Raw genomic sequence first — 23,791 nt, 5'->3', positions numbered from 1 at the left:
GCCCGGCCGATGGCACGAGTTCGCTCTCGTCCTTTCGGCTGGTCCGCCGCGGCGTGCCGATCCCTAGGCTGGAGTCGTGGTCACCTTCCGGCACTCCCTCCGGCACGAGCCGAGACCCGGCGACGCCCCGCCCGTCGGCCGGCTGGACTGGCTGCTGGTGGGCGTTTTCGTGGCCGCCACCGTGGTCGAGTGCATCGTCCGGGCGGGCTCGTCCCGGCTTCCCGTGGCGGCGGTCCTCGCCCTGGCGCTGGTGCCCGCCCTGCTCTGGCGGCGGAGCCGCCCGCTCACCGCCGCCCTGCTGGGGTGGGGTGTCGCCGGGCTGCTCTCGGTCCTCCAGCTCGCCGGGCGTACCGGGGACCTCGGCCTCTACTCCATGATGGTCATCCCGATCCTGCTGTACTCCCTGGTGCGGTGGGGTTCGGGACGCGAGATGCTCTGGGGGACGGCATTCGTGACAGTCGTTGTCGCGCTGGGGATGTACGCGGCGGCCGCGGGCCCGGCCGATGTCTTCGGTGGCATCGTCCTGCTGCTGTTGTTCGTCGCGCTGGCGGTGGTGTTCCGCTACCGCGCGGATCTCTGGCATCGCCGGCAGCGCGAGATCCGCAATCAGGAGCGGGTGGCGCTGGCACGCGAGCTGCACGACACCGTGGCCCACCACGTCTCGGCCATCGCGGTGCAGGCGCAGGCCGGTGGCGTGGTCGCCCGCACCCGGCCGGAGCAGGCCGCCGAGATCCTGGCCGCGATAGAGTCCGAAGCATCGCGAACCCTGGCGGAGATGAGGTCGATGGTGCGTGTGCTGCGTGAGGACGGGGCCGCCGCCTACGCACCCGCGCCGGGTGTCGCGGACCTGCCCGCGCTGGCGCGCACCGACGCGACGCCCGGTGTCGAAGTGTCCCTGGACGGTTCGCTGACGCGGCTGGCGCGACCCGTCGACGCCGCGCTCTACCGGCTCGCGCAGGAGTCGTTGACCAACGCCGTACGCCACGCGCGGGGCGCGACCCGGGTCGGGATCGACGTCCGCCGGGCGGGCGACGCCGTCCGGCTGCGTGTCAGCGACGACGGGCGGACCGAGCCGGGGCCGGTCCCGGAGCCCGGTTTCGGCCTGCTCGGCATGGGTGAACGCGCCCAGCTGCTCGGCGGAACGCTGTCCGCGGGCCCCGGTCCCGAGGGCGGCTGGGTGGTCGAGGTCGTGCTGCCGATGCTGGGGCCGGCATGAGCATCCGGGTCGTCGTGGCCGACGACCAGGACCTGGTCCGAACCGGGCTGGTGATGATCCTCGGCGCCTATCCCGATCTAGAGGTCGTGGGGGAGGCGGCGGACGGGCTCGTTGCGCTCGACCTGGCGGCCCGGCTGCGGCCCGACGTCCTGCTCGTCGACATCCGGATGCCCGGGCTCGACGGCGTCGAGGTGACGCGGCGCCTGGCGGGCCCCGGCGTGGCCGACCCGATGGCGGTCGTCGTCATCACCACCTTCGACCTCGACGAGTACGTTCTCGGCGCACTGCGCGCCGGCGCCCGCGGCTTCCTGCTCAAGGACGCCGGGCCGGAGCTGCTCGTGCAGGCCATTCGCGCGGCGGCCGCCGGAGACGCGCTCATCGCCCCCAACGTGACCCGCCGGCTGCTCGCGACCTTCGCCGACCAGCGGCCGCCGGCGCCGGTTCAGCCCATCGACCCGCTCACCGAGCGCGAGGAGGAGGTGCTCGCGCTGGTGGCCCGCGGCCGGACCAACGCCGAGATCGCCGCCGCGCTCTTCGTCGGCTTGAGCACGGTCAAGTCCCACGTCGCGGCCTTGATGGCCAAGCTCGGCGCGCGCAACCGTGTCGAGATCGCGATGTGGGCATACGACACCGGACGCGTGCGGGGCGAGTAGCGCATGCCGATCGCGACGCGGGCCGCGATCGTACGGCGATCACCGAATTGGTTGCCGCTCACTGCGATCGGATGCTCGACGCGCCATCGGAGGCGCCTGTCCGGGGTCGCCGATCACCCCGGCGCGGTGAACGCGTCCGTTGACGTTCTCGGTGGTCGTGCCGTCCGGATCAGCGGGGGCCCCGCGGGCGAATTATCGGGCTTCTTCCGGTGTTTCGAGACCGGGCAGCTGCCGGTGGTCGGTGATCGAACCGATGTCCCGCCCGATGTGGGGAACCGGGCCGAGGATGATGCGGCCGCCGGTCTCGCCCACCGAGAACATCTTCCGCGATATTCCGGCAAACTCTTTGTCTTCGTGACTCTTCTGGAAATTCATGCGATGAAGCCCTCTTCTCCGAAGTGCCGACGGCAAGGTGAAGCGCATCCTGGGCCGCCGTTTACAGTGTTCTGGCGCTGATCTTAGCCAGAAACCAACTGTTCGCATTGTTATTTGAGCACGGGTGTGCCGCGCGCAGGCAACGATTTGGTATGGCATAGCAACTTTTCAGCGTGTCGATGTCGCGCAGGGGATCGGCGGGTTCGGCGCGCGCCGCCGGTAGGGTTGCGCGCAGCGTGCGGCCCGGTGCGGCTCGCAGCCGGGCGGGTGTTGCTTCTATCGGGAGGACAGTGCGTGCGGGGCAAGGGAAGCGCCATTGTGGTGGGTGGATCGATAGGCGGACTGGCCGCCGCGATCGCGCTGGCGCGCAATGGTATTCGAACAACGGTGCTGGAGTCGCGGGACGCGTTCGACGGACGCGGCGGGCTGGGCGTGGACTATCGGCTGCTGTGCGCGGTGACCGGGGAGGATCCGGAGGACGCCCTGGCCTATCTCCACGGCCATCGCCGTCCGACCGGTTTCAACGCGTTGCACAACTGGCTCGCGGAGGTGGCGGCCCGGGTGATCGGGCTCGACCTGCGGCTCGGTTCCGATGTCACCGAGGTGGATCAGGACGACGATTTCGCCTATGCCGCAACCGGTTCGGCGGAGTTCGAGGCGGATGTGCTGATCGGGGCGGACGGCGGGCACGGCCCGGCGCGCGCCGCGGTCGATCCGGACCGGGCGTCGGCGGGTTACTCGGGATATCTCACCTGGCGCGGCTGGATCGCCGACGACGCGTTCCCGGCGGGCGCCCCGGCCGGCGAGGCGACGTTGGTATCCGGGGAACAGGTCCTGGTGGCGCGCCCACTGCCGGGGCTGACCGGCCGAATCCCGTCGAAAGGCTTGCGCGCCATGGGTTTCGCCTGGCACGACCCGACCCGGGCCCGGCTGCTCGAAGCACACGGCTGTATCCGCGACGGGCGGATTCTGCGTGGCCTCGAGCCCGAGTTGTTCCCGCCGGACCTGGCCGCGGAGCTGGCCGAGCAGGCCCGCCGCTGCTGGCCCGCCCCGTGGGGTGCGGCGGTGGCGGAGTGCTTCGAACAGGGTCTCGTCCACGGCGCGCCGACCGGTGATCAACTGCCCGAGCGCCTGGCGCACGGCCGGGTGGCCCTGCTGGGATCGGCGGCCTACACGCGGGCCCCGGCGATCGGTCACGGTGACAACGCGAGCGTCGATGACGCCCTCGCGCTGCGGGACAGCCTCGCCGCCGGCGTCCTGGGTTCCCGCGGCCCCGCGGCCCTGACCGTTTACGAAGGCCTGCGCCTGGCTCCGGCTCGCGAACTGGCGGCCGCGAGCCGGCGGTGGGGCGGCGCCTACACCGGGTCCGCTTCGGTACCCGGCGACCCGAGCCCGAGCATGTCCAACAGGTAGCGGCAGTCCGCGGCGTCCAGGGCCCGGCTCGCGATGGTGCGGCTCGCCAGTGCGTTCTGCCGGGCTGTCGCCGCGCGCTCAGCGGCGCGCGCCGCACCGAACTCGCCCTGCTCAGCGAACAGATCCGAGGGTTGTGTCGAGGTCATATGAATACTTCCCGGAAGCCACGCCGGGTCGCCGTATCCGAATGACTAGGGTCGACTCCGCCTACCTGGCACCGTACGGGGTGCGCTCGCCCGCCACCCACGGACCTATCAAATTGCATGATTCGTCCCAAGCGTCGTCCATCCGGCCCTGTGCCCGGCCCAGCTCGGTCGCGGGTGGCCGACCCGGCCTCGAGCGCCCGCCAACCGCGGCAACCCGGCCATCGGCCAACCGCGGCAACCCGGCCATCGGCACCGTGACCGGCGTTACAGTGGGGGACGGGGCGATGTGAAGGACACCGATTGAGCACACTCGCGCAGGGCAGCCCGTGGGTCGCGGTCCGGGCGGACGACGACGTCGCGCAACTGGCGTCGCGGATGTCCGTCGCGCACAGTTCGTTCCTCGCGGGAAGCGCCCTGCCGACCGTGCGCCCGTGTGGCGATTCGGTGCGGTCCGTGGTGCTCGACTCCTGGCGGCGCAGCCGCAGCAACGGGGTCGATCCGGACGGCTTCGGCGGTGCGGTCGAGCTGGCGGGCGCGGATCTGCAGCGGTATCGCGCCACCCATCCCACCGCGCTGATCCGGCCGGTGGTGCGAAAACTGCTGGTGGAGGACGCCGCGGAGGCGGGTCTGCTGGTGGCGATCAGTGACGCGCGGGGCCGGTTGCTGTGGGTCGAGGGCGATCCGAAGGTCAAGGATCAGGCCACCGGCATGAACTTCGTGGAGGGCGCGGACTGGAGTGAGGACAGGGTCGGCACCAATGCCCCCGGCACCGCGCTCGCGCTCGATCATCACGTGCAGATCTTCGGGGCCGAGCATTTCAGCCGCGTGGTACACGAGTTCAGCTGTACCGCCGCGCCGGTGCACGACCCGCTGAGCGGGGAGATCATCGGCGCGATCGACATCACCGGCGGGCCGCGGGTCGCCGCGCCGGAGGTGCTGTCGCTGATCCGGGCCACCGTGGTCGCGGCGGAATCGGAACTGCGGCTGCGGCTGCTGGGCGTGCCCGCGCGCCCGGAGCCCGCCGTCGCGCGCTTGCAGGTACTGGGCCCGGGGCGGCCCGCGCTGACGGTGGACGGCGAGCGAATTCGCCTGTCCCAGCGGCACGCCGAGATTCTGCTGCTGCTGGCCGAGCATCCCGAGGGCTTGAGCGCCGACCATCTGGCCATGCTGCTGGACGAGTCCGAACTCGATCCGGTGACGGTGCGCGCGGAGTTGTCGCGGGTGCGAAAGATAGTGGGCGCCAGCGGGTTGGGCTCGCGGCCGTATCGGCTGCTGACGCAGCTGGACACCGACATCGCCGTGGTGCGCCGCGCGCTGGCCCGGGGTGATGCCGCGGCGGCGCTGCGCGCGTATCCGGGTGCGGTGCTGCCGCGTTCGCTCGCGCCGGGCATCGTCGAGTTGCGCGCCGATCTGCATGCGCGGGTGCGGGCGACGCTGCTGGCGGTGGGCGATCGCCGCTTGCTCGCGCGCTGGACGGGTTCGGTGGACGGCCGCGACGATATCGCCGCCTGGTGCGCCTATCTCGCGTCGCTGGACCGCAATTCGTCGATGTACGCCCAGGTCGCAGCGCAATTGGCGCTGCTGGATCGCAAATTGGGCGTATGACCAGTTTATTGCAACGGTGCTGCAACATGCCCGCTCGTAGCGTTCTGGATCACACCTGACACCGCACGTATCGTCAGCACATCCAGGAGCCTTCGATGACTGTCTTCGCCCGCCCCGGCACCGACGGGGCCGCCATGTCCTTCCAGTCCCGCTACGAGAACTGGATCGGCGGCGAATGGGTCGCGCCCGTCAAGGGGCAGTACTTCGAGAATCCGACGCCGGTTACCGGCCAGACCTTCTGCGAGGTCGCGCGCGGCACGGCGGAGGACATCGAACTCGCGCTGGACGCCGCGCACGCCGCCGCTCCCGCGTGGGGCAAGACCTCGGTCGCCGAGCGCTCGGTCATCCTCAACCGGATCGCGGACCGCATGGAGGAGCAGCTCGAGGCCATCGCCCTGGCCGAGAGTTGGGACAACGGCAAGCCCATCCGCGAGACCATGGCCGCGGACATCCCGCTCGCGATCGATCACCTGCGCTACTTCGCGGGAGCCGTTCGCGCCCAAGAGGGTTCGATCTCGGAGATCAACAGCGACACCGTCGCCTACCACTTCCACGAGCCGCTCGGCGTTGTCGGGCAGATCATTCCGTGGAACTTCCCGATCCTCATGGCCATCTGGAAGCTCGCCCCCGCGCTGGCCGCCGGCAACGCGGTGGTGCTCAAGCCCGCCGAGCAGACCCCGGCCTCGATCCTGTTCCTGATGAGCGTCATCGGCGACCTGCTCCCGCCCGGCGTGGTGAACATCGTCAACGGCTTCGGCGTCGAGGCGGGCAAGCCCCTCGCGTCCAGCCCGCGCATCAAGAAGATCGCCTTCACCGGTGAGACCACCACCGGCCGGCTCATCATGCAGTACGCCTCGCAGAACCTGATCCCGGTCACCCTGGAACTCGGCGGCAAGAGCCCGAACATCTTCTTCTCCGACGTACTGGCCGCCAACGACGACTTCCAGGACAGCGCCCTCGAAGGCTTCGCCATGTTCGCGCTCAATCAGGGCGAGGTCTGCACCTGCCCGTCGCGCGCGCTCATCCAGGCCGACATCTACGACGAGTTCCTGAGCGCGGCCGTGGTGCGCACCAAGGCTGTGCGCCAGGGTGATCCGCTGGACACCGAGACCATGATCGGCGCGCAGGCCAGCAACGATCAGCTCGAGAAGATCCTGTCGTACATCGAGATCGGCAAGGGCGAGGGCGCGACCCTGCTCACCGGCGGCGAGCGCGCGGACCTCGGCGGCGATCTGTCCGGCGGGTACTACGTGCAGCCCACGGTGTTCACCGGTGACAACGCCATGCGCATCTTCCAGGAGGAGATCTTCGGCCCGGTGGTGTCGGTGACCTCGTTCGCCGATTACGACGACGCCATCAAGATCGCGAACGACACCCTGTACGGCCTCGGCGCGGGCGTCTGGTCCCGCGACGGCGGCGTCGCCTACCGCGCGGGCCGCGACATCCAGGCCGGGCGGGTGTGGACCAACACCTACCACCAGTACCCCGCGCACGCCGCGTTCGGCGGCTACAAGCAGTCCGGCATCGGCCGCGAGAATCACCGGATGATGCTCGACCACTACCAGCAGACCAAGAACCTGCTGGTCAGCTATGCCGGGAAGGCGCAGGGCTTCTTCTGATGCCCACCCCGCCCCGGCGGGTGCGCGCCACCGCGGCGGCGATGGATCTGCTCCGTCGCCTCCGCGCCGCGCACGGTCCGCTCATGCTGCACCAGTCCGGCGGCTGCTGCGACGGCTCGGCCCCGATGTGTTATCCGGCAGGCGAATTCGTCATCGGCGATCGAGACGTGCTGCTGGGTCTGTTGGATCTGAACCTGCGCACGGGCGAGGTGGCCGAGACGGCGCCGGACTCGGAAGACGCCGCCGCGGTGTGGATTTCGGGCCCGCAGTTCGCGGCCTGGCAGCACACCCAGCTGGTGCTGGACGTGGTGCCGGGCCGTGGCTCGGGCTTCAGCCTCGAAGCGCCGGAAGGCTATCGATTCCTCAGCCGGGGACGGGTTTTCGAGCCCGCGGAGCTCGAAGCGCTGAGCGCGGACGCGCCGATCACCGGCGCGGACTTCGAGCAGGGCGCTCGCCCGGCACTGTCGGCCGAACCCCAGGTCGTCGCCGAAGCCGTCGACGCCTGCCCGGTCCCGGGGGCCGGGTCGAACTGACCTGTGGTCGAAATGACCCCTGCGCCCCGTCATTTCCGAATGGCGGGGCGCAGGGGTTGCGGGTCGTACCGAGGGGCTGGCGAATGCCCGGCTGGAGTAGCGAATTCCGGTGCACCGCAGCGCTAATGCCTGTCTAGCTGCGGAGTGCTGAAACCGCTTTGTCGACACCTTCTGTGCCACTGATCAATTCGAGCGTCCGCCGCGCGCCCGCCCCGGTGATCAGCAGCTCCGCCAGCACCGCCGCCACGTCGGCTCGCGGGATGCTTCCGGCGGCAACGGAGTCGGCGAGCTGCACCTGCCCGGTGGCGGGTTCGTCGGTCAGCCGACCCGGGCGCAGAATGGTCCAGTCCAGGTCGCGGGCGCGAAGATCGTCCTCCGCCTGGGTTTTCGCGTCGATGTAGGCGATCCAGGACTCGTCGCCACCGGCGGCCGGCTTGCCCGCGCCCATGGTGGAGATCTGGAGGAAGCGCGGGATGCCCGCGCGCACAGCGGCATCGGCGAGCAGTACGGAACCGTCGCGGTCGACGGTGTATTTGCGTTCGGGCCCGCTGCCCGGTCCCGCGCCCGCCGCGAAGACCACCGCGTCCGCGCCCGCCAGCGCCGCCGCGAGATCCTCCGCGTTCGACCGTTCGAGGTCCAGCACGAGCGGTTCGCCGCCCGCCGCCTCGATGTCACCGGCCTGCGCCGGCTTGCGGATGACGCTCTGCACGGCATGGCCCCGCTCGCTCAGGATTCGGCCGAGTTGCAGTGCGATTTGCCCGTGTCCTCCGATAATCGCGATGCGCATGGGCGCGAGTCTAGGCCGCGCTTCGCGGTTTCCGCCCTTGCGACAGCGCGTCCGTCCAATCTGGTCAATTGACCAGCGGCGTGGCCGATGATCATGTTTACTTCCGCGCGGGGGAGGACCGTGACTGCCCCGCCGTGTAGGAGAACGCATGAAAGCCGTTACACCCGAGACTGTTCGCCGACGGCTGCGCGAGAGCGCCACCGCGGCGGTTGCCGTGGCCGCGCTGCTGGTGTGCTCGAGTTCGGTGCAGGCGGTCCCCACAAGCACGGACAGTTCCGCTTTCGACGCTGTGCCGCTGAACCAGATCTCGGTCTCGGGCCTGCACAACGCCTACGAGCGGTCCAAGGGCGCGTCGATAGCGGACGGCCTGAACAAGGGCGCGCGGCTGCTCGAACTCGACGTCTACACCACCTACGGCGGCGAGCACGGCTGGATCGTCAGCCACACCAACCCGCTGGCCAACGACAACAACTGTCAGTACACCCCCGGCTCCGGGGCCCTGGGGAGCCTGTCGAGCTCGGGCAGCGCCGGCGGTTCCGGATCCGCCGGGGGCAGTGGCGATTTCAGCCAGTGCCTGGATGCGCTGAGATCCTGGAGCGACAGCACTCCCGGCCACGATCCGATCTACCTCAAGATCGAGTTGAAGTGGGGCTTCCGCGGTCGCGCGGGCATGGGCCCCGCCCAGCTCGATCGCCTCGTCGCCGATCACCTCGGCCGGAACAAGGTGTTCGCACCCGCCGACCTGCTCGGGCCCGGTCATCGAACCCTGGACGAGGCGGTCGCCGACTCGGGCTGGCCGGCCTGGAATCAGTTGCGCGGCAAGTTCATCCTCTATCCGATCACCGGCACCGTCGAGAACGTCCTGGCGGACTACGAACTCGACAACGTGTCGACCGAACAGGAGTACGCGAACCATCTCGACCGGCTGGCGGCCGCCGGGCAGGCGGATCGGGCCATGATGTTCCCCGCCATGTCCTCGGCCGCCGGCAACGGTGATCCGCGCACGAGATATGAAGCGCGCCTGCGCCCCTGGTTCGTGGTCTTCGACGATCAGGCCGCGGACTGGCTCGGTGACCCGAATCTGCCGTTCTATTGCGCGAATCGCTATCTGACGGTGGCGACCGGGGCCGACGGCGTACCCCCGGCGCTGGCCGCCGACGCCGATCCCGCCGCGGTGGCCCAGCGGGTGCAGTCGCTGGCCGAGACGATCCATCCCAGCGCGACGACCTTCGACTGGATGCACGTGCCCGCCGCGTTCGCCGTGCGCTCTCGCGCCTGCTGACGCCGGAACGCCTCGACACCCGCGATTCCGGGTACCACGGCGCGGGCGCTCGCCGCCGTAGCATCTGTCCATGTCGAAACGGCCTGGTGAGAGCAGAAATTCGGGATCGCGGCGGCGGCCGATCTACCGTGTGATGCTGCGCCCGGCCCTGGTCCTGACGGCCTTCACCGTCGCGTACTTCGTGCTGCCGTTCGATCAGCTCGACGACGTCCCGGCGGTGGTGCTGCTGATCGTCGGCCTGGCGCTGGTGTTCGCGCTGTGCGGCTGGCAGGTGAATCGCATTCTGCGGGTCAATCGCCCGTTCGAGCAGGCCGCCGAGGCCCTCGCCACGGTCTTCGGCGCCTACCTGATCGCCTTCGCGACGATCTACTACCTACTGTCTCTGGCCGATACCGCGAGTTTCGGTGCGGCCCTGACCAAACTCGACGCCCTCTACTTCACCGTGACGGTCTTCGCCACGGTCGGTTTCGGCGACATCGTCGCGGTGACCCAGTTGTCCAAGGGTTTCGTCCTGGTTCAGATGCTGGGCAACCTGCTGCTGCTCGGCATGGCCCTGCGCCTGATCACGGCCTCGGCCCGGGTCCGGAAGCGGCAATTGCGTTCCGCCAGGGGGTCCGCCCGATGATCAGATTCTGATCGGCAGCGCGACAGTTCGACGTCAGCCCAATTCGAACTCGATGCCGGCTACCCGCACCGGTGTCGCGATCGGCTTCGTGGTCGTGACTTGATACGCACCGTCGACGGGGTTGGTGAGCAGTGTCCATGTCTCGCGGGCCGGATCGACGATCAGGTACTCGGCGACGCCGGCCGCGGCATAGATGGCGGTTTTGTCGATGTAGTCGGCCTCGACGCTGCTCGGCGACACCACCTCGAAGAACGCCAGCGCGTTGCGCGCGTGCAGCTCGGCGTCTTTACGGAATATCGCCACATCGGGGGCTTTGTCGTTGTCCCCGGTCCCCGCGATCTTCACATCCGAGGTGGTGAGAAGCGTCGAATCCGCCAGCCGGACCCGAAACGCGATCTCCAGGATGAGATTCCAGTGTTCGGGTCGCTGCGGGGACACGACGATCACTTCGCCTTTCGCATCTGCACGAAATCCTTCCGGCACGTCCATTCCAGCTGCTACCTCGACTAGCTGGTGATGCAGGCTCATCTCGTCGCTCCTCCCGCTCCTGTTCGTCATGACCATGGTAGGGCGGAACCGTGCCGAGCGGATGACTCCCGCTCCAGGCTCGACGGTGCGAGGCCCGTTGAATGTGGAACGGCCCCGGCATCACCGTGTGATGCCGGGGCCGTGAGCCGGTCGCGTCGACCTACAGCGTCCGCCCGATGATCAGCTTCATGATCTCGTTCGTGCCGCCGTAGATCTTCTGGATGCGCGCGTCGGCGTACATCCGGGAGATCGGGTACTCGGCCATGTAGCCGTAGCCGCCGAACAGCTGCAGGCACTCGTCGGCGACCTTGCACTGCTGCTCGGTCAGCCACCACTTGGCCTTGGCGGCGGTGGGCACGTCGAGCTCGCCGCGCAGGTGCTTGTTGACGCAGTCGTCGGTGAAGCTCCAGGCGATGGTCTTGATGGTGTCGCACTCGGCCAGGGTGAACTGGGTGTTCTGGAAGGCGAAGACCGGCTTGCCGAAGGCTTCGCGCTCCTTGGTGTAGGTCAGGGTGACCTCGACGGTCTTCTCGATCGCGGCCGCGGCGATGACGGCCAGGATCAGGCGCTCCTGCGGCAGCTGCTGCATGAGCTGGATGAAGCCGATGCCCTCGGCGGTGCCCAGCAGGTTCGACTGCGGCACGCGGACGTTGTCGAAGAACAGCTCGCAGGTGTCCTGCCCGTGCTGGCCGATCTTCTCCAGGTTGCGCCCGCGCCGGAAGCCCTCGCGCTCGGTCTCGACCAGGACGAGCGAGACCGAGTCCGCGCCCTTGCCCTCGCCGGTCTTGCAGGCCACGATCACCAGGTCGGCCAGGTAGCCGTTGGTGATGAAGGTCTTGGCGCCGTTGATGACGTAGTCGTCGCCGTCCTTGACGGCCTTGGTCTTGATGCCCTGCAGGTCCGAGCCGGTGCCCGGCTCGGTCATGGCGATCGCGCCGACGATCTCACCCGAGGCCATCTTGGGCAGCCATTGCTGCTTCTGCTCCTCGGTGCCGTACGCGAGCAGGTAGTGCGCGACGATGCCGCTGTGCACCGGGTTGCCGAGGCTCGGCGCGAGCCCGCGCACCTGCTCGGTCAGCACCACGGCCTCGTGCGCGAAGGTGCCGCCACCGCCGCCGTACTCCTCGGGGATGCTCAGGCACAGCAGCCCGAGCTCGCCGGCGCGGTTCCAGAGCTCACGGTCGACGTGGTGCTGCCGTCCCCACCGGTCCTCGTTGGGTGCGCAATCCTTCTCGAAGAAGCGGCGCGCCAGATCGGCGAGCGCGTCCAGGTCCTCGTCCATCCACGGCGAGCGATGCAGGGCCACGAGTTGAACTCCTCTGTTCGTGTCGGCTCTGATCGAACGGTAGGACGGTATTGCCGTCGCGCCAATGACCGGCTCGCTCGTTTTCTTGACCGTAATGCTCGAGCGTCCAGTGGGTGCTACGCCGTGAGCGCGCGGCAGGTCTCAGTGCTGGTATGAGCCGGGCGCGCTCCCGGTCCAGCGCCGGAAGGCTCGCGAAAAAGCGCTGGCTTCGGAGAAGCCGAGCCGCCGGGCCAGCGCTGTGACGGTCTCGTCCCCGCGCACCAGGCTCGCGATGGCGGCGTCGCGCAGGATCTGTTCGCGGATCCGGGTTACAGAGGTGTGCTCGTCGTGCAGCCTCCGGCGCAGGGTCTGCGGGCTCATAGCGAGTTCGGCGGCGATGTCGTCCGGGCTCGGCCAGGGCCCCGAGAGTCCGCGTTCGAGGGCGCGCCGCACCTGCGAGGCGAGCGAGACCGAGTAGTCGCGGGTACCCAGCACCCCCGCCGGCGCGTTGCGCAGGAACGACGCCAGCTCGTCCTGGCTGCGGTCGACGGGATGCTCCAGCAGAGCGGCGTCGAACACCAGCGCGGGTCCCGGCATCGAAAAGACCACCGGCGCACCGAAAATCGCGTCGTAGTCGTCGATGTCGGGGTCCTGCGCGTACGGTACCTCGACCCGCCGCAGCCGCAGTCGCCCACCTGCGGCCCATCCCAGGTAGCGGTGCGTGATGGTCAGCATGGTGTCGATGATCAGCCCGATCGGCTGCTCTATACCCGTGAGGTCGAACCGCACCCGCGCCTCGTCGCCCTCGGTCTCCAGCGTCAGCGGCGGGATGCCCGGCAGTGATCGCCGAAAGCTCTCGAACCGCCGGATGCCGTCCCCCAGTGTCGGCGCTCCCATGAGTCCGAAACACACCAGCCGCAACGTTCCCCGCGGCACAGGCGCGAGCCCCAGCCCGAGCAGTTCGTCGTCGGTGTCCCGCCACAGCCGCTGCACCAGCGCCACCGCCTGGTCGGTAGTAACCCGCGATCGCCCCTCTGCCAGCAGCTCCGGCGAGATCCCCACTTCCCCAAGGATTCCCGCGACGTCCCACCCACGCCCCACGGCCAGCTCGGCCATGGCGCGCACCCGCTGAATAGGCAGCGTGTTCCGGGCGTGTGAGGGCGGCACCCGCCAACGCTACCAATCACCCTGGCCCCGGCCGCCACGGCGGCGGAGCATCCGCGCGGCTCGTACCGGGCTCCTGTACCGGGATCGGATCGTTTGTCGCGGGCTCTGCCATGAATTCATGCAAGGATCCACGGCGCTAATATGCCGCATCTCGTCGATATCGCACCTGTCACCGAGTGCCGGTTGGTAGCGTGAATGCCCCTTTTGTTCCGAAGCGGCGGTGTCGCAGCTGTCGTTCAAGGGCATAGGTCGGGTATATCTCGCGCAAGGCTCTATCGAATTCGTGTGCACGCCTTCTCGAGTCGGGAGAATGCTTTCCGGGGTTCACCTCGTGCCAGTGCATCATCGCCGCCGCAATGTCGGCGCGCTCTTCGATAATGGCTTGAATCAGTACGCCATTGAATCGAAATATATCGATCATATGTCTGCGGGCGGAGGTGCTATGCACCGGGGTAGTTGCCAGGATCGCCAGCTTCTCGATGTCGGTCCTGTCGGCGTACCAGGACTCGACCGGACCTGATACGAAACGAGTGAACCACGTCGACGCTTCAATGATGTCGGATAGGAATACAGAAGATTGCCCTTCGCTATCCGGGAGGTCCCCGAATTTTTCTGAATCCAAGCTCTCCAGTCTCAATTCATCCTCGAATTGGGATGGAAAGAGTCGGGTTGTGGCGGGCAATGACCGAAGGGTCTCCTTGACGTGCCGTGAAAGAATGCATGCCCTCCCGGTCAGCGTAGCTGCCCCCTCTGCGCTTGCTTCCGCATCGACGATGATGCCCTGTGTCCCTCGGAGGTAGAAGTCTTTCTCCGGTACTCGCACGAAAACCATTCCAGATGGCTTTCCTGAATCGCGGCGGATGAAGTAACCGAGATGGCTCATTTTTTCGGTTAGGGACAACTCCAAGAGCTTGTATTCCTTCTGTGCCCTGCTCATGGCGCTGTGAATCTTGGTCGAAACGTATTCGTCAACAACTCGCCAGGTTCAATCGCGTACCAACTCACAACTACCGAGTCGATAGTGAACGAATCTCTGATAAGCCTGGACGGTTCTCCCCGGCAGGGCGGTTCGAATCCTGCTGCGGCCCTGGCGATAAGCGCAGCGCCCGCGGTGTCGGCATGCACCCCGAGATCCTATGTCCCTCGATTCCGGCGTCCCCGTCACCGGAGGATCTCGATGATCCGCATGCGCAAGCCGCGATCCGCCCATCGGATCCAGTGCCTCGTCGGTCGCGAACGCGCTCGGGGTGCAGCTGAGCGGCGGTTTTGGAGATAGCCGGTACCCCTGTGTACTGTTCTGTTCACCCGACGCGGGGTGGAGCAGCTCGGTAGCTCGCTGGGCTCATAACCCAGAGGTCGCAGGTTCAAATCCTGTCCCCGCTACTAGATAGAACGGCCCGGAATCAGTTGGCTCCGGGCCGTTCTCGCGTTCATTTGACATCATCAGCCGAACTCGGTTTCGGGGGTGCGCTGCAGTCCCGGGGTTTCGCGGTGCCACCGCTCCTCGGTGCCGGGTGGCACACCAAGTTCTCCGGTAGGTTCTGCGGCCCGGCCTCGGTCATTGCGTTGCTCAACTCAGTATCCCCAGTTCACGAATCAATTCGGACGCGACGATCGGGTCGAGTTCCCGCAGGGTCGCCCCGTGCACCGTGGCGCGGGTAATGGTCTGCTTCTCGTCCTCGTGGAACCTGCCCAGCCACAGCCCGGGCTCGACGGTGAGTTCGGCGTGGACACGGCCTGCGAGCGTGCGCCACAGGCGGGTCACGACGTTCCCGCCGTCTCCCTCCCACTGCCAACCGAGTCGCTTGAGGGCCAGCACCGTTCCCGTGCGCACACTCCGATCGGTGAGGCGATCCAGCACATCGTCGAAACCCGGTGAATCAGCCGTCCACCACAGGCGATCCAACTGCGGGAAGGGCGCGAGGATTTCGTAGTCGGCGAACAGCCCCGCCCACTCCGCTACCGACTCGCCCAGATGGACGGGATGGGCGATACCGACGAGCGCGTCATCGGCCAATTTCACGGCCTCGTCGTCGATGTCGGCGCGACTGCCGTCCTCGGCGATCCGGAACGACCCGGTGACCGCGCCCGACTCGTCGAACACCACCCAGACCAGGCTGCGGGCCAGATGCTGCAGCACCGGATGTTCGATGAACAACCGCTGCTGCTCCGCACCGGACCAGCGCCGCCCCGACAGCATGGCAAGCTCGAGCCGCTTGGTCTGCGTCGCCGCTGTCGATTTCAAGATCTCCTTGAAGGCGGTGTGGGCCTGGTAGGCCGAGACCGCCTTGTCCTGATCGTCTTTGGCCGTCGGCCGGGGCAGCACCTTACGGCTGCCCGCCGCGCCCCACCCGCCGTGGCTGTCGGGCACGGCGTCGAAGACGAGTGGACTCAGCCGCTGATCGATCCGGACCAGGAACGCGCGGGTGCCGTAATCGATGACCAGCGAGCCGGTTTCGCCCAGCCCGAAGTCCGGCACCAGACGGTCGGCGAACTGCTCATCGGTGAAGCCGCGCGCATCCGCGATCTGACGGACGGCCACGGACGCGTGCTTCTTGAACGCCTTGGCCTTGGCCTGCTGCGAGATCCGGCGCAGCACCGTGAGTGAGGCGTCGCTGTCGATGGCGACCAGCACCCGCAGCGCGGCCTCGGCGGGCGAACCCGCGCTGTAATACCAGGACCGGATGATCGGTTCCAGCCGCCAGGCGGTCTCGTCGTCACCGAACAGCGCCAGCGCTCGCATCACCCAGATGCCACCGTCGGCCATCCCGGAGAACATCCACGCCTCGAACAGTCCCCAGGCGAAGTCCCGCAGCGAGTCCGGTTCGGCGAGCGCCGCGAGTTGCGCGATGCTCGGGTGTTTGCCGTGGGATTCGATCACCGCGAGCATCGTGACCAGCGTGTGCACGGCCGCATCGGGTACCGCGAGGCCGCTGTCCCGCAACACGATCGGTGGCAGACCCGCGAGCAGTAGCCAATCCGGCGGTGCGGGAATGTCTTTCGGCGGAGTCCAGCTGTCCGCGACCGTGGTTACGGTCCCGAACGCATCGGGCGCCAGCACCATCGCCGTCGCCAGCAGCGTGTCGCGGTGCCGATCGGCCAGCGTACGTACCGCCTTGTCGGCAGCGGTCCGAGACTTGCCGGGTACGTCGAGGATCGCGGCGATGAGATCCGGTGCGGCAGTGACGATATGCCGATCGAACCAGCGAAGAGCGGTGAGGTGGTGCTTCTTCCCATTGAGCCACCCGATCATCAAGGTGGTCACCTGAGTTCCGGTGAACGGCATCAGGATCGTCGGGTCGATATCGCCTGCCTTCGTCCCGAGCGTCAGCAGGAAACCCGCCGCATCCGCACTGCCGACCAGGCTGACCGACCGCCGCTGATCATGGTGCGCGGCCCAGCGCGCCTGCTCGCCGGGCAGCCAGTCCAGCGAGACCGGCCGGTGTTCGAACGTGGACCCGACAGCCGGGCGGGCGCGGGCAACCCGGGTGACTCGCTGCTCGTGCAGTGGCATCCGCAGCGGTTCCGGGAGTGCGTCGAGATTCGCCCACGTACGCGGCGGCACCGGAATTCCCAATTCGGCGGCGAGTTCCGGGCGGGTGCGGGCGTAGCGGTCGCGCAGCTCGCGCACTGCGGTGGCCGGTTGTTCCTGCCCGGCCAGCACTCTCATCGCGCGGCGCGGGTAAAGCGCCATCGCCGTGAGTATTTGAGCCGAGATTCGGGGTGGGTCCACATGGGACAGCAGGAAGGAGAACGCCTCGTCGGAGGGGAGATGCGCCAGCATGTCGGCAAGCCGCCGTTCCCAGCCGTGCCGAGCATCGCGGATGAGCTGATCCAGCAGGGTGGCCGCGTCGGCCCCCAGTCGAGCGACTCCCTCGCCGAGGGCACGCCCCCACATCGGCCGGCCGGTCTTCTCGACCAGTTCGTCGAGTTGCTCGCGGGTGGTGATCGACATCAGCAGCAGCCGATACGCGTTATTGATCGGGCGCGCCGGGCGCGTCGCGTCGCGAATGTCCGCGTCGACCCACTGCTGCTCGGTAGGTGCGAGTATCGAGGTCGCGATCCGCGCGACCGGGTGCGCGTCCGGGCCACGCAGTTCTTCGAGCCGGGCCACCACCGCGCGGTAGGTGTCTTCGGGGAGCATCGAGAGGTGCAGCCGTATCCGGTACAGGATCGGCGTGTACATCGAATCGCTGATGTCATCGGGACGCCGCGGGGCTGGGCGGTAGACATCCGTTTCCGGGTGGCGCGTCCAACTCGAATCGGCCAACAGCACAGCGGCTTCGGCCGCGAACACCGGGCCGTAGGTGTGGACCCAGCCGGAGGCGACGGCGGCGTCTCCATTGGACCAGCGGTGACTCTTCGCCAAGACCTGTGCGAGCACAGCCGCACCGAGCGGGGTCGCCGAGGCAAGAGATTCCAGTGCCGTCAGACCGCTCGCCCCGTGCGCCGTATCCCCGGCGGCATCGCATGCCTGACGAATCTCGGAGTGCCGCTCGTCCACCTGTGCCGCGAGCCAGGCCGCCGACTCCGAGCAGTACGCGGCCCACCTCGCCGCCAACTCGGGATCCAGCGGCGCCACCGGTCCGCACGCCCGGCCGGGCGCAACGGGCCAATCCGCGGGCACCTGCCAGACGTCCTCATCGACATCGGTCGGCATCGTGCGAGTCATGCTCTCTCCCAGAAATATTGCGTCCCACTCGCACAACAATCTAGGAGGCCACTACGACAAATTCGCGCCAAGTCGAACGCCACGATCACTCCGCCCTGAGCTCCAGGGTGACGAACTCGTGACCAGCAGGGTGCAGGGACGTGACGTGGGTTCTGTGCGGGTGTGGCCGGGCCGTACAGCCACGTACGGTGGCGACAACGGATCCCCCTGTCGCAGTGTCGTTTCCAGTGTGGATTCGCGAAGTCGGAGACGCTGTCGTCGCTATGGATCGCATTGGGTCAATGCCAGGATCTGGCGAGCGCTACGGTGTTGCGCTGCAACGGATCATCGCTCACCTCGATGTGCCGCAGGTGTATCTGCTCGGTCACTCGCATGGCGCGCTCGTCGCCGCCTACCACGCGATCCACCGCCCTGCCGGGCTCGCAGGCATCGTCCTCTACGAGGGCGCACCGGTGACCGGGCCCGAGCACGGTGCGGAGGCCGCTCGGCGGCTGCAGGAGTTCGCCGCCGCGCACGCCGGCCAACCCGGGCTGAACGACCTGCTCGCGGTATTCGCCTCTGGGCGGAGACCGCAGTACTGCACGGTCGTGGACCATCCGTATGGAAGGTCACGGGCTAGCGTGGCGATGCGTCACTACTGATCCCTTCATTGCACCGGAAACCATGTGCCCCCGGAACTAGGGGCACAACGCCGGTATCACCGCCTCACTTGCGAACGATAGTGTTCGTGGACCCGGGTATCCGGGACGACGGATGGAGTGACACGTGAGTGGAGGAACCATGCTGGGTCGTCGAATCGCCTGGGGTGCACAGTGTGTGGTGGCTGCGGGTGCGGCCGTGGCGTTGACCGCCGCGCCGGCCTCGGCGGCCGAGGTGATCGACCTGGGGATCGGGTTCAGCAACGGAACCCTTTTCGTCGGGGGAACATACGCGTTGAGCGCGACGGCCACCGGCGGCGCCATGGGATCGGTGGCGATGTTGCCTTTCGTTCCCGGCGGTGTCGTGTTCGAGGACAACGGGGTCTGCGTCGGCACGGCCAAGCCGTCGTACGCGAGTTCGGCGTCGGTGAACTGGACGCCGAGCGTCGTCGGTGAGCACACCCTCACCGCCACGTACGAGGGCAGCCGCAAGACGATCGTCGTCAACGTGGTGCCGCTTGCCGACGGGACGACGAGTGTGCCCGCGAAGCCGGGCAACTGCTCGCTCACCGGCAGCGCATAGCCCCGGAGCGCGAGACTCACAACCCAGGTCGGAATTCGAATCCGGCGGTCACCCCGGGCATCTCGGTCCCGGTCGGCTCGACCGCGAGGGAATCGGCGACTCACGATCTCCGGCTCACCCGGAAGCCGGGCGGGCCGGAGATCGTTTTTCGGTCAGCTGTGCGCGACCGGCGAACGCGCCGACTGTTCTTCGCGCGCTGCCGATTTCGGGATCAGCGCGGTGGCGATCAAGCCCAGCAGCACGAATCCCGCTGCGAGATAACCACCCAGCTCGATCCCGTCGGTCATCGCGATACGGCCCGCTTCCGCGATCGGCTCGGTCTGCGGTTGTGCCGCATACCCTTCGATCGCCGCGCCCGCGCTGTCGGTGATCGTCTGCGCGTGCGTTTCCGCCTGGGCGGCGGGTATGCCGTCCGCGGTGAGATGGTCGGTGACCTGCGATCCGAGCGTCGTGAAGAAGACCGTGGTCAGGACCGCGATCCCGAGCGCCGAGCCGAGCTGGCGGAACGCGCTCTGGATGCCGGAGGCCTGGCCGTTGTCGGTGTCCGGGATGTCGGCCAGAACGACATTGGTGACCTGAGCCGTCGCGAACCCGACACCGATGCCGTACAGGCACAGGATCAGCGCCAGTGACCACCACGAGTTGTCCGGTGCGGCGAACAGTGCCAGCGCGCCCAGGCCGACGACCTCGAAGGCCAGACCGAGGCGGACCAGGTTCACCGGCGACACATTCTTGTCAGCCAGGCCGAAGCTGGCGCCGCTGGCGATGAAGCTGCCGATGGCGATCGGCACCAGCGCCAGGCCCGCCTGCAGCGCGCTGTAGCCGAGGGTGAACTGCAGCCACAGCGGCAGCACCGCGACGATGCCGAACTCGCCGAGCCCGATGATCAGCGTGGCGATGTTGCCGTTGCGGAACGACGCCAGCCGGAACAGGCTCAGGTCCATCAGCGCCTTGTCGGCGTCGCCGGCCCGGCGCAGGGCCACCTGCCGCCCCAGGAATCCGGCGAGCGCGGCCACGCTCAGCACGAGCGCGACCAGTACCGGCGACGGGCCGCTGTCCCAGGTGAAGCCGCCGATCTCCATCGGATGCTCGGTGGTGATCCAGCCGTACACGCGGCCCTCGACCAGCCCGAAGGCCAGCAGGCCCAGGCCCAGCACCGACAGCACCGACCCCGGGATGTCGAGCCGTCCCGGCATCCGGGGCGAGCGCTCGATGCACGCCAGCACGCCGATCACGATCACCACGGCGAGCGGGACATTGATGCCGAAGGCCCAGCGCCACGACACGTGCTCGGCGAGCCAGCCGCCGAGCAGCGGACCCAGCGCGGCCGCCGCGCCGATGGTGGAACCCCAGACGGCGAACGCCTGTCCGCGGGCCTTGCCGGTGAAGGTGGCATTGAGCAGCGCCAGCGAGGTCGGCAGGATCATCGCCGCACCCGCCCCTTGAAGGAACCGCGCGACGACGAGTAGTCCGCCACCGGGTGCGAGACCGGCCAGGATGCTGGTGACGCCGAATACGACCACGCCGGCCACGAAGACCCGCCGCGCGCCGATGATGTCGGCGACGCGGCCGACCACCAGCAGCAGCGCCGCGAACACGATCGCGTAGGACTCCTGAATCCATTGCGCCTCAGTCGAATCCGTATTCAGATCCTCGATGATCGACGGGATGATCACGTTCACGATCGTGGTGTCGACCACGATCAGCGCGACGCCGAGAGCGATGGCGAGCAAGCCGAGCCAGCGCAGCAGCGGCGTCTTCGCCGCCACCTCCGGCTCGCCGGTGTCCGTTTCGTTCATTAGCTGCCTACTTCCATGATGGAATTATTCCACGGCGAAAGTACATACGGCCGGAGTAGGTTGTCAAACGGTGTCATCGGTGTCACGCCGGTGCGAGAAAGGTGGGCGAGGGGCACATGAACCACCCGGTTGAGCGGGCTCAGCAGGATCAGCTGACCGAGGGTCTGCGCGCCTACGGCGCGAACTATCGGGAGTTCAGCCGGCGGTTCGCGACGTGGCTTGGTCTGCATTCCACCGATGCCGAGGCGCTGATCGAGATCCTCGGCGCCGAGGAACGCGGAGCGGCCCTGTCGCCCGCTCGCCTGAGTGAACGGATCTCGCTGTCCCAGCCTGCCACGACGGCGCTGCTGAATCGGCTCGAACTGGCCGGCCATGTGGTGCGCACGCGCGAGCACAGCGACCGGCGCGTCATCACCCTGCGCGGCAGTTCGGAGGTGCACGAGCTCGCCGACGAGTTCTTCCGCCCGCTCGGCGAGCAGGTCGCCGCCGTCATGGCCCGGCACTCGCCCGAGCAGCTCCGGCGGTTCGAGAAATTCCTGCTCGAGCTGACCGGCACGATGAACAGTCAACTCGCCCAGCCGCTTCCGCCCGCCCCGTTCGGAGATGCGCGGGGCGACTGAGCATTACGGATTCGGCGTGCGGCCGATCCAGGCGATCAGGTCGGCCTCCACCTCGTCGCGGTTGGTCTCGTTGAGGATCTCGTGCCGGGCCCCGGGATACACACGGTAGGTGATGTCGGTCAGCCCGGCCGCGCGGTATCGCTCGACCAGCAGGTCGCTCGAGCGCAGATCGTCGTTGAGCGGATCGTGATCACCCACCATCACGTAGACGGGCAGGTCGGTGGGAATGGTCGTCGGCGTCGAAAGCCGTTCGGCGGCAACGGTCGCCAACAGCGCCATGTTCGCCGGATCGATTTCGAACCCGCACCACGGATGCGCCACATACGCGTCGACCTGCGCCTCGTCGCGGCTGATCCAGTCCGCCGTGGTGCGGGTGGGCTGGAAGCGAGCGTTGAACAGCCCCGCCAGATCCCCGCCGGCCGCGGCGATCATGGCGAACAGCCGGTCGACCGCGGTGGTGCCGCACAGCACGACATCGTCGACGAGGGCCGAGTGCTCGAGAATGTACTGCTGAACCGCGAACGATCCGAGGCTGTGTCCGAACAGGACGACGGGGATCCCGGCGTGCCGGGCGCGCAACAGCCCGGTGAGTGTCACGAGGTCCTCGACCAGGAGATTCCACCCGTTCTCGCCGAGGTCGCCGGGGGTCCCCGTGATGCTGTGGCCGTGCCCGCGATGGTCCGGGGCGTACACCGCGTATCCGGCCGCGGCGAGTCGCTCGGCGAGGTGACTGTAGCGGGCGGCGTATTCCCCCATTCCATGCGCGATCTGCACGATCCCGACCGGCTCCCGGCCGGCCGGCAGCCAGTCCCGGACATGGATGCGGGTGCCGTCACTGCTGGTGAAGGTGAACATGGGGGAGGCTCCTGCGACGTCGAAGGTGGAACATCGCCGAAATCGTCGCAGAGATGTGGTCGCGCTCCGATGGATCCGGGGACAACATCGTCGGTCCGCCGACTGTTCTGCGCAACAATCGCGAACCGGTAACCTGCGAAAATGCCTCGCACCACGCCGCCGGAAGAAATCGTCGAAGTCGCCGGGCTGCTGCTGGAGACCATCGATGATCTCGGGCTGCGGCTGGCCCGGCGCTTCCTCGTCGAACTCGACACCTACCGCAACGAGGCGCAGGTCCCCTTCGACACCGTTCGCACCTCCTGCACGCGCAATCTCACCCTGATGCTGCGGCATTTCACCACCACCGCACCGGTGGACCCGGAACCGCCCAGGGAGACCGGGCGACTTCGCGCACGGCAGGGCGTGCCCCTGGCCGAAACCCTGCACGCCTTCCGCATCGGATTCGAATTCCTGTGGTCCGAACTGGTTTCCGCCTCGCGACGCCACCCCGCGGTCACCGATTCGATGCTCGTCGCCCTCGCCGCGGAGGTCTGGGCGCTATCGGGTGAATACGCCGTCGCCGTCGCGGCCGCCTACCGGGAAACCACCACCGAACTGGTACTGCAACGCGAACATGAGCGCTCGGTACTGGTCGAGGCGCTGTTCACGGGCATGATCGCCGACCCGGCCACCCTCGGTGAGGCGACCCGCATCCTCGGCCTGCCGCCGACCGGCCGCTATGTCGTCGTCGCCGCGGCGGTACCCGCCACCGGCCGCGAAGCCCTACCCGGCATCGAAATAGCCTTGCGCGCAGCACAAATCACCTCCGCCTGGCGATTGCTGCCCGACCAGCAGATCGGCGTACTCGCTCTGCCCGAATCCCGGGAACCAGTGGCACTGAAGGCATTACGGGCCCATCACACCCGCGTGGGCATCAGCCCGCCCTACGACGCCCTGCCCGAGACGCCCCGGGCACTGCATTTCGCTCGCCTCGCCCTCGCCGGTCTGCGCGACCGCCCCCGCGGCGTGGCCCGCTTCGATGACGACCCCCTCGCCATGCTGATCGCCGCGGCGCCGATAGAGGCCGAACGGATGACCCGGGTCGCACTCGGCCCACTGCTGGCTCTGCCCTACGAAGAACGCGAACGCCTGTTGCAAACCCTCCGCACCTGGTACGCCGAGAACGGCTCCGCCGCCGACACGGGCCGCACACTCTTCCTGCACCCGAACTCCGTCCGCTACCGCCTGCGCCGCATCGAGGAGGTCACCGGCCGCTCCCTCGCCGACCCCCGGGCGGTCCTCGAGCTCGGGGCCGCCCTGCGCGCGCTGCCCCATCCGAATCCTGGTCTCTGACGCACTCATCCGCCCGCTGGATCCCTCGAGGTCCCGGCCCGGCAACACTCTGCGATTC

General features: G+C 68.2%; 22 protein-coding genes and 1 tRNA gene. 13 read left to right on the top strand and 10 right to left on the bottom strand.

From position 1 onward, the window contains the following. Nucleotides 1-76 precede the first annotated feature (76 nt). Both ACFVBH_RS13945 and ACFVBH_RS13940 read left to right on the top strand, forming a co-directional pair. Entirely contained in the window at nt 77-1,216 is a 1,140-nt protein-coding gene (locus ACFVBH_RS13945; protein ID WP_354991708.1) for a sensor histidine kinase, read from the top strand. Next, the gene (locus tag ACFVBH_RS13940; RefSeq protein WP_379001987.1) at nt 1,213-1,869 is read left to right on the top strand and encodes a response regulator; all 657 of its coding nucleotides are present in this window, start codon (nt 1,213-1,215) and stop codon (nt 1,867-1,869) included. Before ACFVBH_RS13945 ends, ACFVBH_RS13940 begins: the two co-directional genes overlap by 4 nt. A 192-nt stretch (nt 1,870-2,061) precedes the next feature. Here the strand turns inward: ACFVBH_RS13940 and ACFVBH_RS13935 are convergent, their stop codons facing one another. Further along, nucleotides 2,062-2,244, bottom strand: coding sequence for a hypothetical protein (locus tag ACFVBH_RS13935; protein ID WP_354991706.1), 183 nt, complete (start codon nt 2,242-2,244; stop codon nt 2,062-2,064). Between the two features lie 294 nt (nt 2,245-2,538). Here ACFVBH_RS13935 and ACFVBH_RS13930 point away from each other — a divergent pair, with 294 nt between their 5' ends. Continuing rightward, nucleotides 2,539-3,657 carry an FAD-dependent monooxygenase gene (locus ACFVBH_RS13930; protein WP_379001986.1) on the top strand — a complete coding sequence of 373 codons (1,119 nt, stop codon included), beginning with the start codon at nt 2,539-2,541 and terminating at the stop codon, nt 3,655-3,657. On the opposite strand, the gene ACFVBH_RS13925 is transcribed toward ACFVBH_RS13930, so the two are convergent. Next, complete coding sequence (locus tag ACFVBH_RS13925; protein ID WP_354991704.1) at nt 3,600-3,803, bottom strand: hypothetical protein; 204 nt, start codon at nt 3,801-3,803, stop codon at nt 3,600-3,602. The genes ACFVBH_RS13930 and ACFVBH_RS13925 overlap by 58 nt on opposite strands. A gap of 375 nt (nt 3,804-4,178) precedes the next feature. On the opposite strand from ACFVBH_RS13925, the gene ACFVBH_RS13920 reads away from it, so the two are divergent. The 3 genes from ACFVBH_RS13920 (at nt 4,179) to ACFVBH_RS13910 (ending at nt 7,560) form a co-directional block, all read left to right on the top strand. Then, nucleotides 4,179-5,408 (top strand): transcriptional regulator, encoded by a 1,230-nt coding sequence (locus tag ACFVBH_RS13920; protein ID WP_379002768.1) that lies wholly within the window; start codon nt 4,179-4,181, stop codon nt 5,406-5,408. A 95-nt stretch (nt 5,409-5,503) separates the two neighbouring features. Continuing rightward, on the top strand, nt 5,504-7,027 hold the full coding sequence (gene adh, locus ACFVBH_RS13915) for an aldehyde dehydrogenase (protein ID WP_379001985.1): 1,524 nt from the start codon (nt 5,504-5,506) through the stop codon (nt 7,025-7,027). Beyond that, a complete protein-coding gene (locus ACFVBH_RS13910) occupies nt 7,027-7,560 on the top strand; it encodes a DUF779 domain-containing protein (protein ID WP_354987502.1) in 534 nt (177 codons plus the stop codon). The genes adh and ACFVBH_RS13910 overlap by 1 nt, the downstream gene beginning before the upstream one ends. Nucleotides 7,561-7,693: 133 nt before the next feature. On the opposite strand, the gene ACFVBH_RS13905 is transcribed toward ACFVBH_RS13910, so the two are convergent. Beyond that, the gene (locus tag ACFVBH_RS13905) at nt 7,694-8,347 is read right to left on the bottom strand and encodes an SDR family oxidoreductase (RefSeq protein WP_379001984.1); all 654 of its coding nucleotides are present in this window, start codon (nt 8,345-8,347) and stop codon (nt 7,694-7,696) included. Nucleotides 8,348-8,495: 148 nt separating this feature from the next. On the opposite strand from ACFVBH_RS13905, the gene ACFVBH_RS13900 reads away from it, so the two are divergent. Together ACFVBH_RS13900 and ACFVBH_RS13895 are read left to right on the top strand one after the other, a co-directional pair. After that, nucleotides 8,496-9,629: a Ca2+-dependent phosphoinositide-specific phospholipase C gene (locus tag ACFVBH_RS13900; RefSeq protein ID WP_379001983.1), complete on the top strand. Its 1,134-nt coding sequence runs from the start codon at nt 8,496-8,498 to the stop codon at nt 9,627-9,629. Nucleotides 9,630-9,699: 70 nt separating this feature from the next. Beyond that, the gene (locus tag ACFVBH_RS13895) at nt 9,700-10,254 is read left to right on the top strand and encodes a potassium channel family protein (RefSeq protein WP_379001982.1); all 555 of its coding nucleotides are present in this window, start codon (nt 9,700-9,702) and stop codon (nt 10,252-10,254) included. Nucleotides 10,255-10,287: 33 nt separating this feature from the next. On the opposite strand, the gene ACFVBH_RS13890 is transcribed toward ACFVBH_RS13895, so the two are convergent. The 4 genes from ACFVBH_RS13890 to ACFVBH_RS13875 all read right to left on the bottom strand — a co-directional run bounded on the left by ACFVBH_RS13890 (nt 10,288) and on the right by ACFVBH_RS13875 (nt 14,171). Further along, entirely contained in the window at nt 10,288-10,782 is a 495-nt protein-coding gene (locus tag ACFVBH_RS13890; protein ID WP_379001981.1) for a Uma2 family endonuclease, read from the bottom strand. 160 nt (nt 10,783-10,942) lie between these two features. Beyond that, complete coding sequence (locus ACFVBH_RS13885; protein ID WP_354987507.1) at nt 10,943-12,064, bottom strand: acyl-CoA dehydrogenase family protein; 1,122 nt, start codon at nt 12,062-12,064, stop codon at nt 10,943-10,945. A 165-nt stretch (nt 12,065-12,229) separates the two neighbouring features. After that, on the bottom strand, nt 12,230-13,234 hold the full coding sequence (locus ACFVBH_RS13880; RefSeq protein ID WP_379001980.1) for an AraC family transcriptional regulator: 1,005 nt from the start codon (nt 13,232-13,234) through the stop codon (nt 12,230-12,232). 169 nt (nt 13,235-13,403) lie between these two features. Then, the gene (locus ACFVBH_RS13875; protein ID WP_379001979.1) at nt 13,404-14,171 is read right to left on the bottom strand and encodes a hypothetical protein; all 768 of its coding nucleotides are present in this window, start codon (nt 14,169-14,171) and stop codon (nt 13,404-13,406) included. A gap of 372 nt (nt 14,172-14,543) precedes the next feature. Here ACFVBH_RS13875 and ACFVBH_RS13870 point away from each other — a divergent pair. Continuing rightward, nucleotides 14,544-14,617, top strand: a tRNA-Met gene (locus tag ACFVBH_RS13870). 187 nt (nt 14,618-14,804) lie between these two features. Here the strand turns inward: ACFVBH_RS13870 and ACFVBH_RS13865 are convergent. After that, nucleotides 14,805-17,906 carry a DUF4132 domain-containing protein gene (locus tag ACFVBH_RS13865; RefSeq protein WP_379001978.1) on the bottom strand — a complete coding sequence of 1,034 codons (3,102 nt, stop codon included), beginning with the start codon at nt 17,904-17,906 and terminating at the stop codon, nt 14,805-14,807. Nucleotides 17,907-18,187: 281 nt separating this feature from the next. Here ACFVBH_RS13865 and ACFVBH_RS13860 point away from each other — a divergent pair, with 281 nt between their 5' ends. After that, complete coding sequence (locus ACFVBH_RS13860; protein ID WP_379001977.1) at nt 18,188-18,547, top strand: alpha/beta fold hydrolase; 360 nt, start codon at nt 18,188-18,190, stop codon at nt 18,545-18,547. Nucleotides 18,548-18,671: 124 nt separating this feature from the next. After that, nucleotides 18,672-19,127 carry a hypothetical protein gene (locus ACFVBH_RS13855; RefSeq protein WP_354987490.1) on the top strand — a complete coding sequence of 152 codons (456 nt, stop codon included), beginning with the start codon at nt 18,672-18,674 and terminating at the stop codon, nt 19,125-19,127. A 152-nt stretch (nt 19,128-19,279) separates the two neighbouring features. Here the strand turns inward: ACFVBH_RS13855 and ACFVBH_RS13850 are convergent, their stop codons facing one another. Next, complete coding sequence (locus ACFVBH_RS13850) at nt 19,280-20,926, bottom strand: MFS transporter (RefSeq protein WP_379001975.1); 1,647 nt, start codon at nt 20,924-20,926, stop codon at nt 19,280-19,282. A 116-nt stretch (nt 20,927-21,042) separates the two neighbouring features. Between ACFVBH_RS13850 and ACFVBH_RS13845 the strand changes: the two genes are divergently transcribed. After that, complete coding sequence (locus ACFVBH_RS13845; RefSeq protein ID WP_354987488.1) at nt 21,043-21,546, top strand: MarR family transcriptional regulator; 504 nt, start codon at nt 21,043-21,045, stop codon at nt 21,544-21,546. A gap of 3 nt (nt 21,547-21,549) precedes the next feature. On the opposite strand, the gene ACFVBH_RS13840 is transcribed toward ACFVBH_RS13845, so the two are convergent. Beyond that, nucleotides 21,550-22,401: an alpha/beta hydrolase gene (locus ACFVBH_RS13840; protein ID WP_379001972.1), complete on the bottom strand. Its 852-nt coding sequence runs from the start codon at nt 22,399-22,401 to the stop codon at nt 21,550-21,552. A 141-nt stretch (nt 22,402-22,542) separates the two neighbouring features. On the opposite strand from ACFVBH_RS13840, the gene ACFVBH_RS13835 reads away from it, so the two are divergent. Then, nucleotides 22,543-23,733, top strand: coding sequence for a PucR family transcriptional regulator (locus ACFVBH_RS13835; RefSeq protein WP_379001970.1), 1,191 nt, complete (start codon nt 22,543-22,545; stop codon nt 23,731-23,733). The last annotated feature ends 58 nt before the right edge of the window (nt 23,734-23,791 follow it).

It is taken from the genome of Nocardia sp. NPDC057668, from assembly GCF_042799795.1.
GTDB lineage: Bacteria > Actinomycetota > Actinomycetes > Mycobacteriales > Mycobacteriaceae > Nocardia.
Note: the sequence above shows the minus strand (reverse complement) of the source record. Positions and strands in the feature narration are given on the sequence as shown.

What these genes read in the sequence shown, in the direction of transcription:
- ACFVBH_RS13940 (WP_379001987.1), top strand. Translation starts at nt 1,213, where the DNA reads ATGAGCATCCGGGTCGTCGTGGCCGACGACCAGGACCTGGTCCGAACC.
- ACFVBH_RS13935 (WP_354991706.1), bottom strand. Translation starts at nt 2,244, where the DNA reads ATGAATTTCCAGAAGAGTCACGAAGACAAAGAGTTTGCCGGAATATCG.
- ACFVBH_RS13925 (WP_354991704.1), bottom strand. Translation starts at nt 3,803, where the DNA reads ATGACCTCGACACAACCCTCGGATCTGTTCGCTGAGCAGGGCGAGTTC.
- ACFVBH_RS13920 (WP_379002768.1), top strand. Translation starts at nt 4,179, where the DNA reads ATGTCCGTCGCGCACAGTTCGTTCCTCGCGGGAAGCGCCCTGCCGACC.
- adh (WP_379001985.1), top strand. Translation starts at nt 5,504, where the DNA reads ATGACTGTCTTCGCCCGCCCCGGCACCGACGGGGCCGCCATGTCCTTC.
- ACFVBH_RS13910 (WP_354987502.1), top strand. Translation starts at nt 7,027, where the DNA reads ATGCCCACCCCGCCCCGGCGGGTGCGCGCCACCGCGGCGGCGATGGAT.
- ACFVBH_RS13905 (WP_379001984.1), bottom strand. Translation starts at nt 8,347, where the DNA reads ATGCGCATCGCGATTATCGGAGGACACGGGCAAATCGCACTGCAACTC.
- ACFVBH_RS13900 (WP_379001983.1), top strand. Translation starts at nt 8,496, where the DNA reads ATGAAAGCCGTTACACCCGAGACTGTTCGCCGACGGCTGCGCGAGAGC.
- ACFVBH_RS13895 (WP_379001982.1), top strand. Translation starts at nt 9,700, where the DNA reads ATGTCGAAACGGCCTGGTGAGAGCAGAAATTCGGGATCGCGGCGGCGG.
- ACFVBH_RS13890 (WP_379001981.1), bottom strand. Translation starts at nt 10,782, where the DNA reads ATGAGCCTGCATCACCAGCTAGTCGAGGTAGCAGCTGGAATGGACGTG.
- ACFVBH_RS13885 (WP_354987507.1), bottom strand. Translation starts at nt 12,064, where the DNA reads ATGGACGAGGACCTGGACGCGCTCGCCGATCTGGCGCGCCGCTTCTTC.
- ACFVBH_RS13875 (WP_379001979.1), bottom strand. Translation starts at nt 14,171, where the DNA reads ATGAGCAGGGCACAGAAGGAATACAAGCTCTTGGAGTTGTCCCTAACC.
- ACFVBH_RS13865 (WP_379001978.1), bottom strand. Translation starts at nt 17,906, where the DNA reads ATGACTCGCACGATGCCGACCGATGTCGATGAGGACGTCTGGCAGGTG.
- ACFVBH_RS13860 (WP_379001977.1), top strand. Translation starts at nt 18,188, where the DNA reads ATGCCAGGATCTGGCGAGCGCTACGGTGTTGCGCTGCAACGGATCATC.
- ACFVBH_RS13850 (WP_379001975.1), bottom strand. Translation starts at nt 20,926, where the DNA reads ATGAACGAAACGGACACCGGCGAGCCGGAGGTGGCGGCGAAGACGCCG.
- ACFVBH_RS13845 (WP_354987488.1), top strand. Translation starts at nt 21,043, where the DNA reads ATGAACCACCCGGTTGAGCGGGCTCAGCAGGATCAGCTGACCGAGGGT.
- ACFVBH_RS13840 (WP_379001972.1), bottom strand. Translation starts at nt 22,401, where the DNA reads ATGTTCACCTTCACCAGCAGTGACGGCACCCGCATCCATGTCCGGGAC.
- ACFVBH_RS13835 (WP_379001970.1), top strand. Translation starts at nt 22,543, where the DNA reads ATGCCTCGCACCACGCCGCCGGAAGAAATCGTCGAAGTCGCCGGGCTG.